Consider the following 15,878-nt stretch of genomic DNA (forward strand, 5'->3'; position numbering starts at 1 on the left):
GGTAAAATTTTTATTGATTGTCGTAATGAAAATAAAAGATCTATACTAACTGCGTTCACTTTTTACTCGGAAGATACTATGACAGAACGTTCAGCCAATATCATTACCCACGATCCTTTTGGTAGCTTGCTTGGATATGCGCCTGGTGGCGTGGCAATTTATTCCTCAGATTATAATACTGCAGATGATAAAGAGTTCCCGAATGATGCTGCATTCCGGAGTTATCTAGGGCGAGAATATATGGGCTATAAATGGCAGTGTGTGGAATTTGCACGTCGTTATTTATATCTCAATCATGGTGTTGTGTTTGCCGATGTTGGTATGGCGTACGAGATCTTTTCTTTACGTTTTTTACGCCAAGTGGTGAACGATGCCTTGTTGCCCTTGCAGGCATTTTCTAATGGTTGTAAACGTAAACCTCTAGCAGGCTCCTTATTAATTTGGCAAGAAGGGGGCGAATTTAAACACACGGGGCATGTGGCAATTATCACCGAGGTTTTGCCTGATAGCGTTCGAATCGCCGAGCAAAATGTGATTCATTCTCGCTTGCCGAGTGGTCAGCAATGGACGCGTGAATTGCCGATGATTGTTTCAGAACAAGGCTATTTTCTACAAGATACTTTCGATGATACAACAATTCTTGGCTGGATGATTCAAACAAATGATACTGAATTTTCAGAGCCTCAACCTTTCCCAAAATCCACCGCACTTCAGTTACAAGCTCATCATGTTGACAATCACGGTCAATTTAATGGGAAATGGTTAAATGAAAATGAGCCATTTGATGCAGCATATATTAAGGCAATGAGCGGACATAAAGTGAGCCATTCTGATCAGTATTGCTATTTTGCTATGTCTGAAAGTGCTCAACAAGAATTGATTCACGCCACTAATGAACTGCATTTAATGTATTTACATGCGACAGACAAGGTACTTAAAGATGATAACCTGTTACAGTATTTTAATATTCCGAAGCTCCTTTGGCCACGCTTAAGACTTTCTTGGCAAAATCGCCGTTATCAGACGATTACAGGTCGTTTAGATTTCTGTATGAGTGAACGAGGTTTGAAAGTCTATGAATATAATGCTGACTCAGCTTCTTGCCATGCAGAAGCAGGCGATATTATGAATCGTTGGGCAAAACAAGCTGGTGGCGTATTGGGGGAAAATCCATCAGATGGTTTGCGTAATGCGTTAGCTGATTGTTGGCAACATAGCCAAGCCTCAAAATTAGTTCATATTCTGCAAGATCACGATGATGAAGAAGATTATCATGCCATGTTTATGCAACAGGCATTAGTACAGGCGGGATTTCAAGCCAAAATTATTCATGGCACAGAAGGATTACATTGGGATAATCGTGGTCGCCTGATTGATGATGAAAATAACCAAGTTCAAACTGTTTGGAAAACCTGGGCGTGGGAAACCATGCTGGAACAACTTCGTGAAGATGCAACAGGAATGGAAGTCGCTCCACCTATTCGCACAGGTTATCCTGAAGATAAAGTGCGGTTAATTGACGTACTACTCCGCCCAGAAGTGTTGGTTTATGAACCACTTTGGACGGCAATTCCAAGTAATAAGGCGATTTTGCCTGTGCTTTGGTCTTTATTCCCTAATCATCGTTATTTGTTAGAGGCAAGTTTTCATCTCACACCAGACTTAATCCAAAACGGCTACGCACAAAAACCAATTGCAGGTCGCCGAGGTGATAATGTTAAATTGATTGGTGAAAATAATTCCATGTTAGACACAACCGATGGACAGTTTGGTCAGCAAGATAGTATTTATCAACAACTTTGGTGCTTACCACAAGTGGAAGATCAATATTTGCAAGTCTGTACTTTTACTGTTGGAGGACATTATGGCGGCACTTGCTTACGTTCCGATTCAAGTCGTGTCATCATGGGGAATAGTGATATGCAGCCTTTGAGAGTGTTGAAGGATAAAGCATTCTTTGAACAATAAAAGAGCAATCGAATCATTTCACAGAAGTGAATTGACTTATTTGTGTGCATTATTGGTTTAAATCTATTACTATCGGGGAATAATTTCAAAAATTCTGCAGACTTTCACTGCACTTTACTCAATTTTATTTTCTCTAAAGATTAGCACAAGGATCTCCTATTTTATGAGGAACCTTTAATGCATCAAATTAATTTGTTTCGTCCAACACTTTTGGCATTAAGTCTTGCTTTTGCGAATTCTTACGCGCAAGCCTCAATTGTACGTAATGATGTGGACTACCAATTCTTCCGTGATTTTGCTGAAAATAAAGGACAATTTTCAGTCGGATCTAGCAATATTCCCGTTTTTAATAAACAAGGTCAGAAAATTGCAACAGTATTACCCAATTTACCGATGCCTGATTTACATGTGGCAAATAGGGTAAGCGGTATTGCAACTTTGTTTAATCCTCAGTATATCGCCAGTGTAAAACATAACTTAGGTTATGGTTCTGTACAATTTGGTGATAGTGATAATAATTCAGATAGTCATTATTTTAATTATCTTATTACAGATCGAAATAATCATAGCCAGTTGGATTTTCATGCCCCGCGGTTACATAAATTAGTGACCGAAGTCGTACCGATACTTCTAAATAATATTGCTTTTGATAATGCTAAAAAAACAGGACCACGCAATGGTGCTTTTTTAGATAAAAATCGTTATCCGTACTTTGTGCGAGTAGGGTCTGGACGTCAATATTTAAGAAGTAAAGATGGCAAGGAAAAAACGTCTTTAACCTCAGCATACAACTATCTTACAGGTGGTATACCACTTACACCGCGCTCATCAATGGATAATTGGGTGTTATTCAATGGTGATATTTATGATGGATTAGCAACTTATGGTTTGCCTGGTGATAGTGGCTCACCGCTATTTGCTTATGATGCGAAGGAAAAACGCTGGGTATTAGCTGCAGTGTTGTCTACTTTTGCAAATTACGATCGGACTGAGAACATTTATACGATTATTCAACCTGATGTCATAGCACAAGCTTTTAAAAATGATGAGATTCAGATTCCACTTCGCGCTAAAGAGATCCAATGGCGGAATTTAGGTAATGGAGATAGTGTATTAAAAAATGGTGCTGAAAATATTCATGTAGCATTAGAAAGTTCATCTAAAAAATCATTAGATCAAAATACGCAACGCCCTTCTTTAGATAATGGTAAGACTATTCATTTCCAAGGTGGTGATGGTTCAACTCTTATTCTTAAAGATAGTATTAACCAAGGTGCAGGGGCTTTATACTTCAATCAAAATGCCATTGTTCGCGCAGAAAATAATGATACGACTTGGCTAGGAGCGGGAATTGTCGTTAACGGTGATAAAACGGTTCATTGGCGCGTAAAAAACCCTATAAATGACCGTCTGTCAAAATTAGGTTCAGGCACACTTTATATTGATGGTCAAGGCAAAAACCTAGGTGATATTAGTGTAGGTGATGGAACTGTAGTACTTGATCAAAAGTCGTTTAATGGACAGCAGCAAGCCTTTAACCAAGTCGGGATAACAAGTGGTCGAGGAACAGTTATTCTTGCCAATAATAAGCAGGTCAATTCAGACAACATTTACTTTGGTTTCCGAGGTGGGCGATTAGATGTTAATGGAAATTCGCTTACTTTTCATCGTATTCAAAATACTGATGACGGTGCAAAAATTGTCAATAATCACCGCACTTATGCCGCTGAAATTAATGTAATTGGTCGTAATGATGTAACGGCTCAAAACATAGAATGGGTAAAATGGGGACAGGAGCCAACCACTTCATTTGCGTTGTATGAATATAAAAATAATCATAGAAATAACCGATTTGATTATTTCCGTTTAAAAGACGGAAAAAATCCACGGGCTTATTTCCCTTTGGATATGGAAACTACCAATGATTGGGAATTTTTAGGTAACGACAAACAAAAAGTTGTAGGAAACGCGGTCGTAAAAGAAAATGCGAAAAAACGTTTAGATACGTTTAGTGGTTTCCTTGGTGAGTATGATTCTCAACGTTATAACGGTGCGTTAACGTTTAATTACAACCCTAACTATTACAATAGTGTGCTTGTATTGAACGGCGGTACGAATTTAAATGGTAATTTAAACGTATCAGCAGGGCACTTAGTACTTTCAGGTATTCCTACTCCTCACGCTTATGATCATTTAAACAAAAAAGAAGTTATAGATGAAAATAGTTGGATTAATCGCCAATTCAAAGCGCGTGAATTTAATGTTTCAGGCAATGCAAAACTAGAAAGTAGTCGTAATGTAAGCTTATTAGAAGGGAATTTCAACGCTCGACATCAAGCCCAAATTCAGCTAGGTTTTACCCAAGGTAAATCCAATGAATGCATTCGTGAATCTTATACAGGTTACACAGCTTGTTCTGAGAATAAGACTTTAGGGCATTTAGCTTTTAATCGTATGCCTGTTACAGTTGTATTCGGTAACATTGATTTAAAAAATAATAGCCAGCTTAATTTAGGTAAAGCGCATTTAGTTGGGCGTATTAATGCAGCCCCTACGACACAAATTTATTTACAACCTAATAGCCAGTGGTCACTCAACGGAAATAGTACCGTAGGAAATTTAGAGCTTTTACCTAATAGCCAGATCACATTAAATGCCAATTATGATGATGTAAATAAAAACTATCGTGGTTGGATTCAATTTAATGAGTTAACAATTAATGGCAAATTGACAGGGAATGGTCACTTCCGTTTCTTAACGAATGTGGCGGAACGTAGAGGCGATCATATTACAGTAAATGGGCTTGCTTCAGGTTCTTATATCCTTTCTGTAAAAAATACGGGTAAAGAACCTAATGAAGTAAATCCATTAAGCCTTGTTAAATTAAATCATCCAAATCAGCGAATAGGGCAAGCTCGCTTTGCGCTTGAAAATGGTTATGTTGATTTAGGGGCATATCGTTATATTCTAGCTAATCGCAACAATGACTATCGACTATATAACCCATTGCGTGAGGCTGAACAGTCTTTTCAAGGTAGTGAGCAACTTATTGCAAATAGTCAGCGTGAATTTGAGAAAGTGCACCAATTACTTAATCAAAAACAACAAGAGCTAAATCGATTAAATGCTCAATACGAGGATGTGAAAGCAAAAGAAAATACTTATAAATCACATGTTGCACGATTGCTTTCAGATATAAACCAAACCAATAATCAAATTGATAATGCTTTTAATGAATACAATCGTACGCCTCGGATTCGTTTTATTAAACGTCGACGATTATATGAACAATTTACGCAATATAAGTCTAAGTTAGAAAATCAACGTAATGAATATCGCAACCTTAATTCTCAAGCAAATTATTATACGCAACAAGTATCTTCGGTACTTAATGGTGTTAATTCGATAAAAAATGAAGTTAATTCACTTTCATCTCAACAAGGTAATTTGCAAGCAGAATTAAATCGTTTACAAGTGGGTTATGCAAATAAAATTGCACAAGCGCAAAAACTTTGCATAGCCCAAGGGCTTTCATCTGATGTATGTCGAAAAGTTGCTAAAGTCGCAAATGATAGTGATCTAGCCACTTTTGAAGCGGAGCTTGATGCAAATATTGAGCAAGTAGAGTTTGCTCAACAAGCATTAGAACATGCTAAAGCATCTGGTGATGAAAGTGCGGTTCATTTTGCGCAAGAAAATTTGGATCAAGCTATACATTCTCTCGTTAATGCGCTTGAAGATACTTATACAACTTTAGGTGATATTAATCATTTCTTAGGTGAGATACCTAAAAATGTGGCAATACCTGTACAGGCTCAATTAATCAGTCGTTATTCCAATACGGCTTTATCAGAGCTTTCTGCAAACGTTAATTCGGTATTACAAATTGGACGAAATTTAGATCGTCATTTATTAAGCCAAGATAAATCTAATGTTTGGGTGAATACGGAAGCAAGTCAGAGAACTTATCGATCTGACTATAATCGTTCATATAAGCAAAATTTAACATTGACTCAAGTTGGCGTCGCTCAGGCATTAAATTCGAATATGCAAATTGGTGCGGTACTTTCTCATTCTCGTGCGAATAATGAGTTTAATGAAAATGTATCGGGTACAAGCCGACTAACAGGCATAAATGGTTTTGTTAAAGGTGAGTGGAATAATGGTGTCTTTGCAAGTTTTGACTTAGGTTATGGACGCAGCCGTAACAATGTAAAATTTGACGAAGAAAACCAAACGTTCCACCGTAATATTTTGAGTGCAGGTGGAAATATTGGGGCTTCTTTGGACTCGGGAATTCACGTCACACCTTCAGTTGGTATGCGCTACTACCGTCTATCTAGCACAAACTACCAATTAGATGGTGCCAATATCAACAGTAAAACGTTACATTTAACTACTTACCGAGCAGGTATAATGTTAGATAAAACCTTTGATATAAATGGTGTAAAATTCACCCCAAGTTTCTCAAGCAACTACTATGATGCCACTCAACAAAAACTTGCCCTTGATGGTATATTAAGTGTCAATGATGTCGCATTAAAACAACAATTTGGACGTTATTTTACTCATGAACTTGGTTTTAGTGCTCAGATGAAACAGTGGAATATAAGCACGAATATTGGAATGCTTAAGGGCTCTGATGTCGCACCACAGAAATTTGCTTCATTAAAGGTCGGTTTTACTTGGTAGCATTATCTAGTAAGTAAATAAAAAAAGTACGGCTATATTTTGCCGTACTTTTTTATTAGTAGTAAACAAACTCTATCCATAATAAGAATATAAACGCAACATCACACTTTTATATTAGTTCTGCAGCAATCTTTCTCGCTAAATGATCAACTTCCAATACATCCTCAATATATTGAATAGTTTGCGGTGTAATCTTCTCAATAGTACGCTCATTAATTTTTGCAATATCCATAAAACTAATTTGACGATCTAAAAATGCTTGTACGGCAATTTCATTAGCTGCATTCATTGCTGTTGTCGCATATTGACCCGTAGCAAAGGCATCAATAGCCAGTTTTAAATTTGGATAGCGATTAAAATCAGGTTCAATAAACGTCAGTTCTTTGATTTTAAAGAAATCGAGAGGTTCTACTCCTGCAAAAGTGCGGTGAGGATATGCCATAGTTTCTGCAATTGGTGTACGCATATCTGGATTTCCCATTTGAGCAATGACTGAGCCGTCAACATAACGTACCATAGAATGAATAATTGATTGTGGATGAATAATGACTTCCATTTCTTCCGCACTTGCGTTGAAAAGCCAGCGAGCCTCAATGTATTCTAAGCCTTTATTCATCATTGTGGCTGAATCGACAGAGATTTTTTTACCCATAGACCAATTAGGGTGTGCAACCGCTTGTTCTGGTATGATGTTGGTGAATTGTTCAAGTGGCGTGTAACGGAATGGTCCGCCAGACCCAGTGAGTATAATTTTACTTACACCTAATTCAGAAAGTGGGCAAAAACCAATTTTTTCTTGTGCTTCTGGCGGTAACGATTGAAAGATCGCATTATGTTCACTATCTACTGGTAAAAGCTTCGCGCCATAGTTTTTTACGGCATCAATAAAAAGCTGTCCGCAGGTTACCAATGATTCTTTATTTGCTAGTAATACCCGTTTACCTGCTTTAACCGCTGAAAGAGTCGGTAACAATCCTGCTGCACCAACAATCGATGCCATTATCTGATCGGCATCTGGGTGTGCTGCGAGTTCGCAAATAGCTCGTTGTCCTGCTAATACTTCCGTTGGAATATGATGCGCAATTAATTTCTCACGTAAAATTTTAGCGGCATTCACATCATCAAGAGCCGCAAAGTGCGGTCGGAATTTTATACATTGTTCAAACATTGCTTCTACGTTTTTTCCGCCTACGAGTGCAAATGCATGATATGTCTGAGGATTATTTTCGATAACAGAAAGGGTACTCTTACCGATTGATCCAGTTGAACCAAGAATGACAATGTTTTGTTTTTGCATAGAATCTTTACCGCACTTTTGTTGATGATATTTTCATTGGTACGTCTAAATTCGCATACCTAATAAAATAAAGGCAGACAAAACTGTCTGCCTTTCGCATTTTTTATGATTAGAAATCCATTAATTCTTTTTCTTTATCCGCTAATACTTCATCTACCTTTTTAATGTAAATATCTGTGATTTTTTGGATTTCTTCTTCTGCTTTATGTTGTTCGTTTTCGCTGATTTCTTTGTCTTTTAATAATGCTTTGATTTTATCATTCGCATCACGACGCACATTACGAACCGCAACTTTACCTTGTTCACCTTCGCCTTTCACAATTTTGATTAAATCGCGACGACGTTCTTCTGTTAATGGAGGAAGCGGAACACGGATTGTGGTACCCGCTGAAGATGGGTTTAAACCTAAATCTGAGGTTAAAATTGCTTTTTCTACCGCAGAGATTAAAGAACGATCAAAAACAGTTACAGCTAATGTACGCGCATCTTCTGCCACTACGTTTGCTAATTGGCGAAGTGGAGTTGCTGCACCATAATATTCAACTTGAATTGCATCAAGTAAACTCGGTTGTGCACGACCGGTACGGATTTTCGAAATATGGCCTTTTAATGCTTCAAGGCTTTTTTCCATACGATCTTGAGCATCTTTTTTAATTTGGTTAAGCATTACATTGTCCTTTTAATTGACGAAAGTTAAAACGCGGTGATTTTACTGGATTTTTGTCAATTTTTGAATACATTTATCAGCTTGAAAACAGATAAAAAATGACCGCACTTCAGTTACCCAAAGTGCGGTTAATATTTTTAGTATTTTTAATTAAGCTTTAGGACCAGCTGCAATTAAAGCTTTGCCTTCTTCGTTAGTTGCATATTTAACAAAGTTTTTCACAAAGCGGCCTGCTAAGTCTTCAGCTTTTGATTGCCATTGTGCTTTATCTGAGTAAGTATCGCGAGGATCTAAGATTGCAGAATCTACACCTGGTAATGCTTTAGGAATTGCTAAGTTGAAGATTGGCAATTCGCCCATTTCAGCTTTTTCAATTGAGCCATCTAAGATTGCATCAATGATTCCGCGAGTATCTTTGATTGAGATACGTTTGCCTGTACCATTCCAACCAGTATTCACTAAGTAAGCTTCAGCACCTGCTGCTTGCATACGTTTTACTAACACTTCAGCATATTGAGTTGGGTGAAGCGTTAAGAACGCTGCACCGAAACATGCTGAGAAAGTTGGAGTTGGTTCAGTAATACCACGTTCAGTACCTGCTAATTTTGCTGTGAAACCAGATAAGAAGTAGTATTTAGTTTGTTCTGGTGTCAATTTAGATACTGGTGGTAATACGCCAAATGCATCTGCAGTTAAGAAAATAACTTTAGTTGCGTGGCCAGCACGAGAAACTGGCTTTACAATGTTATCGATGTGATAAATTGGGTAAGACACGCGAGTATTTTCTGTTTTTGAACCATCATCGAAATCAACAGAACCATCTGCACGAACAACCACGTTTTCTAATAATGCATCACGACGGATAGCGCGGTAAATATCAGGTTCATTTTCTTCTGAAAGGTGAATGGTTTTCGCATAGCAACCACCTTCAAAGTTAAAGATACCCACATCATCCCAACCGTGTTCATCGTCACCGATTAATTCACGTTTTGGATCGGTTGAAAGGGTTGTTTTACCTGTACCAGATAAGCCGAAGAAGATAGCTACATCGCCATCTTTACCAACGTTAGCTGAGCAGTGCATTGCACCTACACCTTTAAGTGGTAGGAAGTAGTTCATCATTGAGAACATACCTTTTTTCATTTCACCGCCGTACCAAGTACCACCGATTAATTGAATGCGCTCAGTTAAGTTGAAGGCAACGAAGTTTTCTGAATTTAAACCTTGTTCTTTCCAGTTTGGATTGGTTACTTTAGAACCGTTCATTACAACGAAATCTGGTTCAAAATTTTTGAGTTGTTCTTCAGTTGGGCGAATAAACATATTCTTCACAAAGTGTGCTTGCCATGCAACTTCAGTGACAATACGTACTGCAATACGGTCGTGTTCGCTAGCGCCACAGAAGCCATCAACCACAAATAAGCGTTTACGAGAAAGTTGGTTAGTCACCAAGTCTTTTAAACTTTGCCATGTAGCTTGATTCATTGGTTTGTTGTCATTTTTTGCTGCTTCAGATGTCCACCAAACAGTATCTTTGGTTTTTTCATCTAACACGATATATTTATCTTTTGGTGAACGGCCAGTGAAGATACCAGTATCTACAGCTACTGCACCAGTCGTAGTTAAAGTACCTTTTTCAAAGCCTTCTAAACCTGGATTGGTTTCTTCTTCGAACAATTGCTCGTAACTTGGATTGTAGACAACTTCTTTTACGTCATAAATGCCTAGAGCTTCAAGTTCTTTTACTACTTTGTTTAAGTCTGTCATAAGTCACCTCTAATATTTAAGATTAAAATTTAACTGTCGCCTATTCTAAAGAATGTCAATGCAAAAAAATGTTAACTAGATCTCATTTTTGAAAAATTATAGCTCTTCATTACCTATTTTTAGGTGTATTGATGATGTAGATCAAAAATCCCGACATAGCGTCGGGATTGATTTTAAAGTTTTGTTGATTTTAATTTTTCAATTGCTTCTTTGTTAAAGAAATAATGTGTGCCGCAACACTCACATTGCATATCAATACTGCCTTTATGCTCGGCTAATATTTCGTCAATTTCTTCATCAGAGATGAGAAGTAATGCAGAACCAGAACGCTCTGCAGAGCAGCCACAGAAAAATTGTACATCTTGTGCTGGATAAAGATTGACGGTCTCTTCATGATACAAACGATAAAGTAACTCTTCTGCAGGGAGACCAAATAATTCTTCATCTTTTACTGTTGCTGCGAGCGTAGTTAAATGCTCAAAATCTTCTGGTGTACCAGAACCATCAGGCATAATCTGTAATAGCATACCTGCTGCCACCGGCTTTCCTTCATATTCTCCAGTACGAATAATTAATTGAGTTTGAAGCTGTTCTGAGCGTACAAAATAATCTTCTAAGCATTCTGTGATCGTCGGTTTATCTAAGCTAATTACACCTTGATAGCGTTCGCCTTCTTTTGGTGCAATAGTAATGACCAATACGCCTTTGCCAATCATATTGTGCAGACTCATATTTTCAGTGATGTTGCCATCCACTCGAGCAAGGGCGCGGATTTGTTGTTGATCATTGCCATTTACTAATGCTAAGCGTAATGGACCATCGCCTTGAATTTGTACGGTGATATTGCCGTCAAATTTTAGTGTGGCAGTAAGCAAATTAGTCGCCACCATTATTTCACCCAATAAATCCTGTACTGCTTTAGGATAGTGATGGGTATTTAATGTATCAGTGAATGTTTTATTTAAGCGAACCCATTCCCCTCGAACCGCACGATTTTGGAAAAGATAACGGTAAAGCTTGTCATTGTCTTGAATATGTTTTTCCTGTTCTGTCATTAACTATTTCTCATCGATAATACATTGAAAAATATGCGGTAATTTTGCATACTTCTATGAGTTTAAACCCCAATAACTATATCCTAGTCTCTAAAATTATTAAATTGGAATGGTTGGCCTAATTCAGCGCCTTTAACAAGTTGAATGACTGCCTGTAAGTCATCGCGTGACTTACCTGTCACACGCACTTGCTCACCTTGAATTTGAGTTTGAACTTTGATTTTAGAATCTTTTACTAATTTAGTAATTTTCTTCGCCATCTCTGTTTCAATACCCTGTTTAAGTTTAATTTCTTTACTATAAAGTTTACCGTGGTGTTCACTTTCTGCTGGAATATCTAAAGAACTGTGCTCAATACCACGTTTAATACAAGATCCAATTAAAATCTCAATTAATTGTTCAAGTTGGAAATCAGATTCAGTGGTGATTTTAATCGTTTCATTTTTTTCATTTAATTCAATTACCGCTTCTACACCACGAAAATCATAACGCGTGCTAAGCACTCGGTTTGCATTTTCCACTGCATTACGGACTTCGTGTAAAGTAATTTCAGAAACAATATCAAAAGATGGCATAGTCTTCTCCCATTTTATTAAATTCGATCATTAGCACTTAAAAGGCATAAAAGTGCGGTTAAGTCGGCGAAGTTTATCACAATTTGCGCTTGTTGTTGCACTTTAGGTTTAGCATGGAATGCAACGCCTAACCCCGCCACATTCATCATTGCCAAGTCATTTGCCCCATCACCAATAGCAATAGAATGTTGTGAATCAATAGCGTATTCCTCTAACAAACGTTGCAACGTTTTAGCCTTGTATTGGGCATCAACCACATCGCCTTTAACTAAGCCAGTGAGTTTTCCATCCTCAATATCAAATTGATTTGATGCAGCAAAATCAAGCTGTAATAACGCTTTCAAATAATCCGCAAAATAAGTAAATCCACCTGAAGCAATTGCGGTTTTCCAACCATATTTCTGTAAGGTTTGGATCGTTTCAACTAATCCAGGCATTAGCGGCAAATTCTCTCTAACTTGCTGCAAAATGCTTTCTGGCGCACCTTTTAATGTACCAACTCGACGACGCAAACTTTGCTCGAAATCTAATTCGCCTCTCATTGCACTTTCCGTAATCGCAGAAACAAGTTCGCCAACACCTGCTAGTTTCGCAATTTCATCAATACACTCAATTTGAATAGCGGTAGAATCCATATCCATCACCAACAACCCAGCTTGAGACAATTTAGGACTAAAATCTAATTTAGCAATATCTACTTCAAGGTCATGAGCAAAGTTAATGAAATCAACAAACCACTGGCCTTTCAATAAAACGACAATATTTTTCTCCACCATCCAAACATCAAAAATCTGAAAATTTTGACCGCACTTTTGTTGAAAATTTTCCAGTTTAGTCATGTCCAACTTTGTGCCGTATAAGATAAAAGGCTCTCCGCTCTGTATTGGATCCTCATTGGCTAAAAGCGCGGTAGGAAATTGTGGGTATTTTTGTGTAATGCTTTCGAAACGTTGAATTTGCATAAAAATCCTGTAAATTGTGGCGAATGAAAAGATTTTAACCGATGTGAGTTGAAAAAGTGCAAATAATTAAAGAAAAACTAATCAAATCAACCATGCTTACAACGATTATTGTGCTAAGCCTAACTGCACTTGGCGTTATCTTATTTGGTGTAAAACAATTTAAGCTGAGTTCACAATTTGCTAGCGTAAACCAAGTGGCGAACATCTCACATATTTTAGTTCGTCAACAAGCCAATTTATTTTCAGTTTTACTCACAAATAATGCTAAAACAGAGCAATTAACGGACAATCTTGATCAAATAGTCAAAGAAGACTTTATTTTAGATGCGAGCTTATATGATGGCGAAGGAAAATTACTGGCTCAAAGTCGCGAGACTCACAATTCACCCGATAAAAATAATCAACAAATTGTAGAGCCACTTTACGCCCAAAGCGGCATTAAAGGATTTTTACGTGTCACCATTGATGCCCAATATACGCAATCTAACCAATCAAAAATTAATCAAATTTTTCACCAATTATATGGTGAACTCATTATTGTCTTTTTACTTGGCGCGGTGATGGCAAGCTCTATTCATTATTTTTTAAGTCACTATCGACGGACTTACCGCAAATCCAAAGAGAAAAAAAGTGCGGTAAATTTGAAAGTAAAATCGAGTAGCACGCGTTTTCACCAGCGTCGCCGTAGAATTTGATTATTGTCACAAACTATTAAATTGAGTGCGGATTTTTGCTAAATTTCCTTCAGAAATAAGGTAGAATGCGCAAGATTATTTTTTCAAAGCGAATTATAACAGGAGAACAAAATGGCAACTCGTAGACAATTAGCCAATGCAATTCGTTTCTTATCAATGGATGCTGTGCAAAAAGCAAAATCTGGTCACCCTGGTGCACCAATGGGGATGGCGGATATTGCAGAAGTATTATGGCGTGACTTTTTAAAACACAATCCGACCAATCCTAAATGGGCTGACCGAGATCGTTTTGTACTTTCTAACGGCCATGGTTCTATGTTGATTTATAGCCTTTTGCATTTAACTGGCTATGATCTTTCTATCGAAGATTTAAAACAATTTCGTCAATTACATTCTAAAACCCCAGGCCACCCAGAATATGGTTATGCGCCCGGTGTTGAAACCACGACAGGTCCATTAGGCCAAGGTATCACTAATGCAGTAGGGATGGCGATTGCTGAGAAAACCTTAGCGGGCCAATTTAACCGTGAAGGCCATGAAATCGTGGACCACCACACTTATGTATTCTTAGGCGATGGCTGTCTAATGGAAGGGATTTCTCACGAGGCTTGCTCTTTAGCAGGAACATTAGGTCTTGGCAAATTAATCGCATTCTACGATGACAATAACATTTCGATTGATGGTCATGTAGATGGTTGGTTCAGCGACGATACCGCTGCACGCTTTGAAGCTTATGGTTGGCAAGTAATCCGTAATGTGGATGGCCACGATGCTGAACAAATTCGTCAAGCTGTTGTACTTGCACAATCAGAAAAAGAAAAACCGACTTTAATTATTTGTAAAACCATCATCGGTTTCGGTTCACCAAATAAATCAGCGTCACATGATTGTCACGGTGCACCATTAGGCGATGAAGAAATCGCTTTAACTCGTAAAGCGCTGGGCTGGGAATATGCTCCATTTGAAATTCCAGCTGAGTACTATGCTGAATGGTCTGCAAAAGAGAAAGGCTCTGCCGCAGAAAAATCTTGGGAAGAAAAATTTGCCGCTTATGCTAAAGCATATCCAGAACTTGCCGCAGAATTTACACGTCGTGTAAACGGTGAATTACCAGCAAACTGGGCGGCTGAATCCAAAGCGTTCATTGAGAAATTACAAGCAAATCCAGCAAGCATTGCAAGCCGTAAAGCATCACAAAATGCAATCGAAGCGTATGCTCACATATTACCTGAATTCTTAGGTGGTTCTGCAGACTTAGCAAGCTCCAACTTAACCTTATGGAGTGGCTCTAAACCAATTCGTGCACACGAAAACGTAGGTGGTAACTACATCAACTACGGTGTTCGCGAGTTCGGTATGTCAGCGATTATGAATGGTATTGCTTTACACGGCGGGTTCATTCCTTACGGCGCAACCTTCTTAATGTTCTATGAATATGCACACAATGCAGTGCGTATGGCTTCATTAATGAAACAACGCTCATTATTCGTTTATACTCACGACTCTATCGGTTTAGGTGAAGATGGTCCAACTCACCAACCTGTGGAACAAACTGCATCACTACGCTTAATTCCAAACCTTGAAACATGGCGTCCATGTGACCAAGTAGAATCAGCCATCGCATGGCAACAAGCGGTTGAGCGTCAAGATGGCCCAAGTGCGTTGATCTTTACCCGTCAAAACTTAACCCAAATGGACCGCACTTCTGCACAATTAGATGCGGTTAAACGTGGTGCTTATGTGTTAAAAGACTGTGATGGCACCCCTGAGTTAATCTTCATTGCGACAGGTTCTGAGGTGGAATTAGCAGTGAAAGCAGCGGATGTATTGAGTGCTGAAGGTAAAAAAGTACGTGTCGTCTCTATGCCAAGTACTAACCGTTTTGATAAACAAGACCAAGCATACCGCGAAAGCGTATTACCTGCAGCGGTAACCAAACGTGTTGCGATTGAAGCGGGTATTTCTGACTTCTGGTATAAATACGTTGGATTTAACGGCCGTGTAGTAGGTATGAATAGTTTCGGCGAGTCTGCACCTGCTGATCAATTATTCAAACTCTTTGGTTTCACTGTTGAAAACGTGGTAGCGAAAGCGAAAGAGATTTTATAATTCCCTCATGATAAAAAGCGGTCAGCAAAAGCTGGCCGCTTTTGATTTTCCTAAACTTCACATCAAATAGCAATATTTCCAAAATTATGTC

At 38.2% G+C, this 15,878-nt stretch carries 10 protein-coding genes; 4 read left to right on the top strand and 6 right to left on the bottom strand.

All coding sequences use genetic code 11. The features are described 5' to 3' along the window. Positions 1–78 precede the first annotated feature (78 nt). Both gss and LIX50_RS05405 read left to right on the top strand, forming a co-directional pair. The gene (gene gss / locus LIX50_RS05400; protein ID WP_048952764.1) at positions 79–1,968 is read left to right on the top strand and encodes a bifunctional glutathionylspermidine amidase/synthase; all 1,890 of its coding nucleotides are present in this window, start codon (positions 79–81) and stop codon (positions 1,966–1,968) included. Positions 1,969–2,145: 177 nt separating this feature from the next. Next, positions 2,146–6,660: a S6 family peptidase gene (locus tag LIX50_RS05405; protein WP_048952763.1), complete on the top strand. Its 4,515-nt coding sequence runs from the start codon at positions 2,146–2,148 to the stop codon at positions 6,658–6,660. 109 nt (positions 6,661–6,769) lie between these two features. Here LIX50_RS05405 and ispC read toward each other — a convergent pair whose 3' ends face one another. From ispC to serB, 6 genes are all read right to left on the bottom strand, one after another. Then, positions 6,770–7,957 (bottom strand): 1-deoxy-D-xylulose-5-phosphate reductoisomerase, encoded by a 1,188-nt coding sequence (ispC, locus tag LIX50_RS05410; protein ID WP_048952762.1) that lies wholly within the window; start codon positions 7,955–7,957, stop codon positions 6,770–6,772. Positions 7,958–8,066: 109 nt separating this feature from the next. Continuing rightward, entirely contained in the window at positions 8,067–8,624 is a 558-nt protein-coding gene (gene frr, locus LIX50_RS05415) for a ribosome recycling factor (protein WP_005632773.1), read from the bottom strand. Between the two features lie 150 nt (positions 8,625–8,774). Beyond that, positions 8,775–10,391 carry a phosphoenolpyruvate carboxykinase (ATP) gene (gene pckA / locus LIX50_RS05420; protein WP_046950280.1) on the bottom strand — a complete coding sequence of 539 codons (1,617 nt, stop codon included), beginning with the start codon at positions 10,389–10,391 and terminating at the stop codon, positions 8,775–8,777. A 173-nt stretch (positions 10,392–10,564) separates the two neighbouring features. Further along, a complete protein-coding gene (hslO, locus tag LIX50_RS05425; protein ID WP_048952761.1) occupies positions 10,565–11,446 on the bottom strand; it encodes an Hsp33 family molecular chaperone HslO in 882 nt (293 codons plus the stop codon). A gap of 83 nt (positions 11,447–11,529) precedes the next feature. After that, positions 11,530–12,021, bottom strand: coding sequence for a YajQ family cyclic di-GMP-binding protein (locus LIX50_RS05430; RefSeq protein ID WP_005629625.1), 492 nt, complete (start codon positions 12,019–12,021; stop codon positions 11,530–11,532). Between the two features lie 17 nt (positions 12,022–12,038). After that, on the bottom strand, positions 12,039–12,983 hold the full coding sequence (serB, locus tag LIX50_RS05435; protein ID WP_048952760.1) for a phosphoserine phosphatase: 945 nt from the start codon (positions 12,981–12,983) through the stop codon (positions 12,039–12,041). Between the two features lie 56 nt (positions 12,984–13,039). Here serB and LIX50_RS05440 point away from each other — a divergent pair, with 56 nt between their 5' ends. Both LIX50_RS05440 and tkt read left to right on the top strand, forming a co-directional pair. Then, positions 13,040–13,678 carry a YtjB family periplasmic protein gene (locus LIX50_RS05440; RefSeq protein ID WP_048952759.1) on the top strand — a complete coding sequence of 213 codons (639 nt, stop codon included), beginning with the start codon at positions 13,040–13,042 and terminating at the stop codon, positions 13,676–13,678. 111 nt (positions 13,679–13,789) lie between these two features. Beyond that, the gene (gene tkt, locus LIX50_RS05445) at positions 13,790–15,787 is read left to right on the top strand and encodes a transketolase (RefSeq protein ID WP_048952758.1); all 1,998 of its coding nucleotides are present in this window, start codon (positions 13,790–13,792) and stop codon (positions 15,785–15,787) included. Positions 15,788–15,878: the final 91 nt, after the last annotated feature.

The organism is Haemophilus sp. Marseille-P9675 (assembly GCF_916862695.1).
Classification (GTDB): Bacteria; Pseudomonadota; Gammaproteobacteria; order Enterobacterales; family Pasteurellaceae; genus Haemophilus; species Haemophilus haemolyticus_K.

What these genes read in the sequence shown, in the direction of transcription:
- serB (WP_048952760.1), bottom strand. Translation starts at nt 12,983, where the DNA reads ATGCAAATTCAACGTTTCGAAAGCATTACACAAAAATACCCACAATTT.
- tkt (WP_048952758.1), top strand. Translation starts at nt 13,790, where the DNA reads ATGGCAACTCGTAGACAATTAGCCAATGCAATTCGTTTCTTATCAATG.
- hslO (WP_048952761.1), bottom strand. Translation starts at nt 11,446, where the DNA reads ATGACAGAACAGGAAAAACATATTCAAGACAATGACAAGCTTTACCGT.
- ispC (WP_048952762.1), bottom strand. Translation starts at nt 7,957, where the DNA reads ATGCAAAAACAAAACATTGTCATTCTTGGTTCAACTGGATCAATCGGT.
- LIX50_RS05430 (WP_005629625.1), bottom strand. Translation starts at nt 12,021, where the DNA reads ATGCCATCTTTTGATATTGTTTCTGAAATTACTTTACACGAAGTCCGT.
- frr (WP_005632773.1), bottom strand. Translation starts at nt 8,624, where the DNA reads ATGCTTAACCAAATTAAAAAAGATGCTCAAGATCGTATGGAAAAAAGC.
- pckA (WP_046950280.1), bottom strand. Translation starts at nt 10,391, where the DNA reads ATGACAGACTTAAACAAAGTAGTAAAAGAACTTGAAGCTCTAGGCATT.
- gss (WP_048952764.1), top strand. Translation starts at nt 79, where the DNA reads ATGACAGAACGTTCAGCCAATATCATTACCCACGATCCTTTTGGTAGC.
- LIX50_RS05405 (WP_048952763.1), top strand. Translation starts at nt 2,146, where the DNA reads ATGCATCAAATTAATTTGTTTCGTCCAACACTTTTGGCATTAAGTCTT.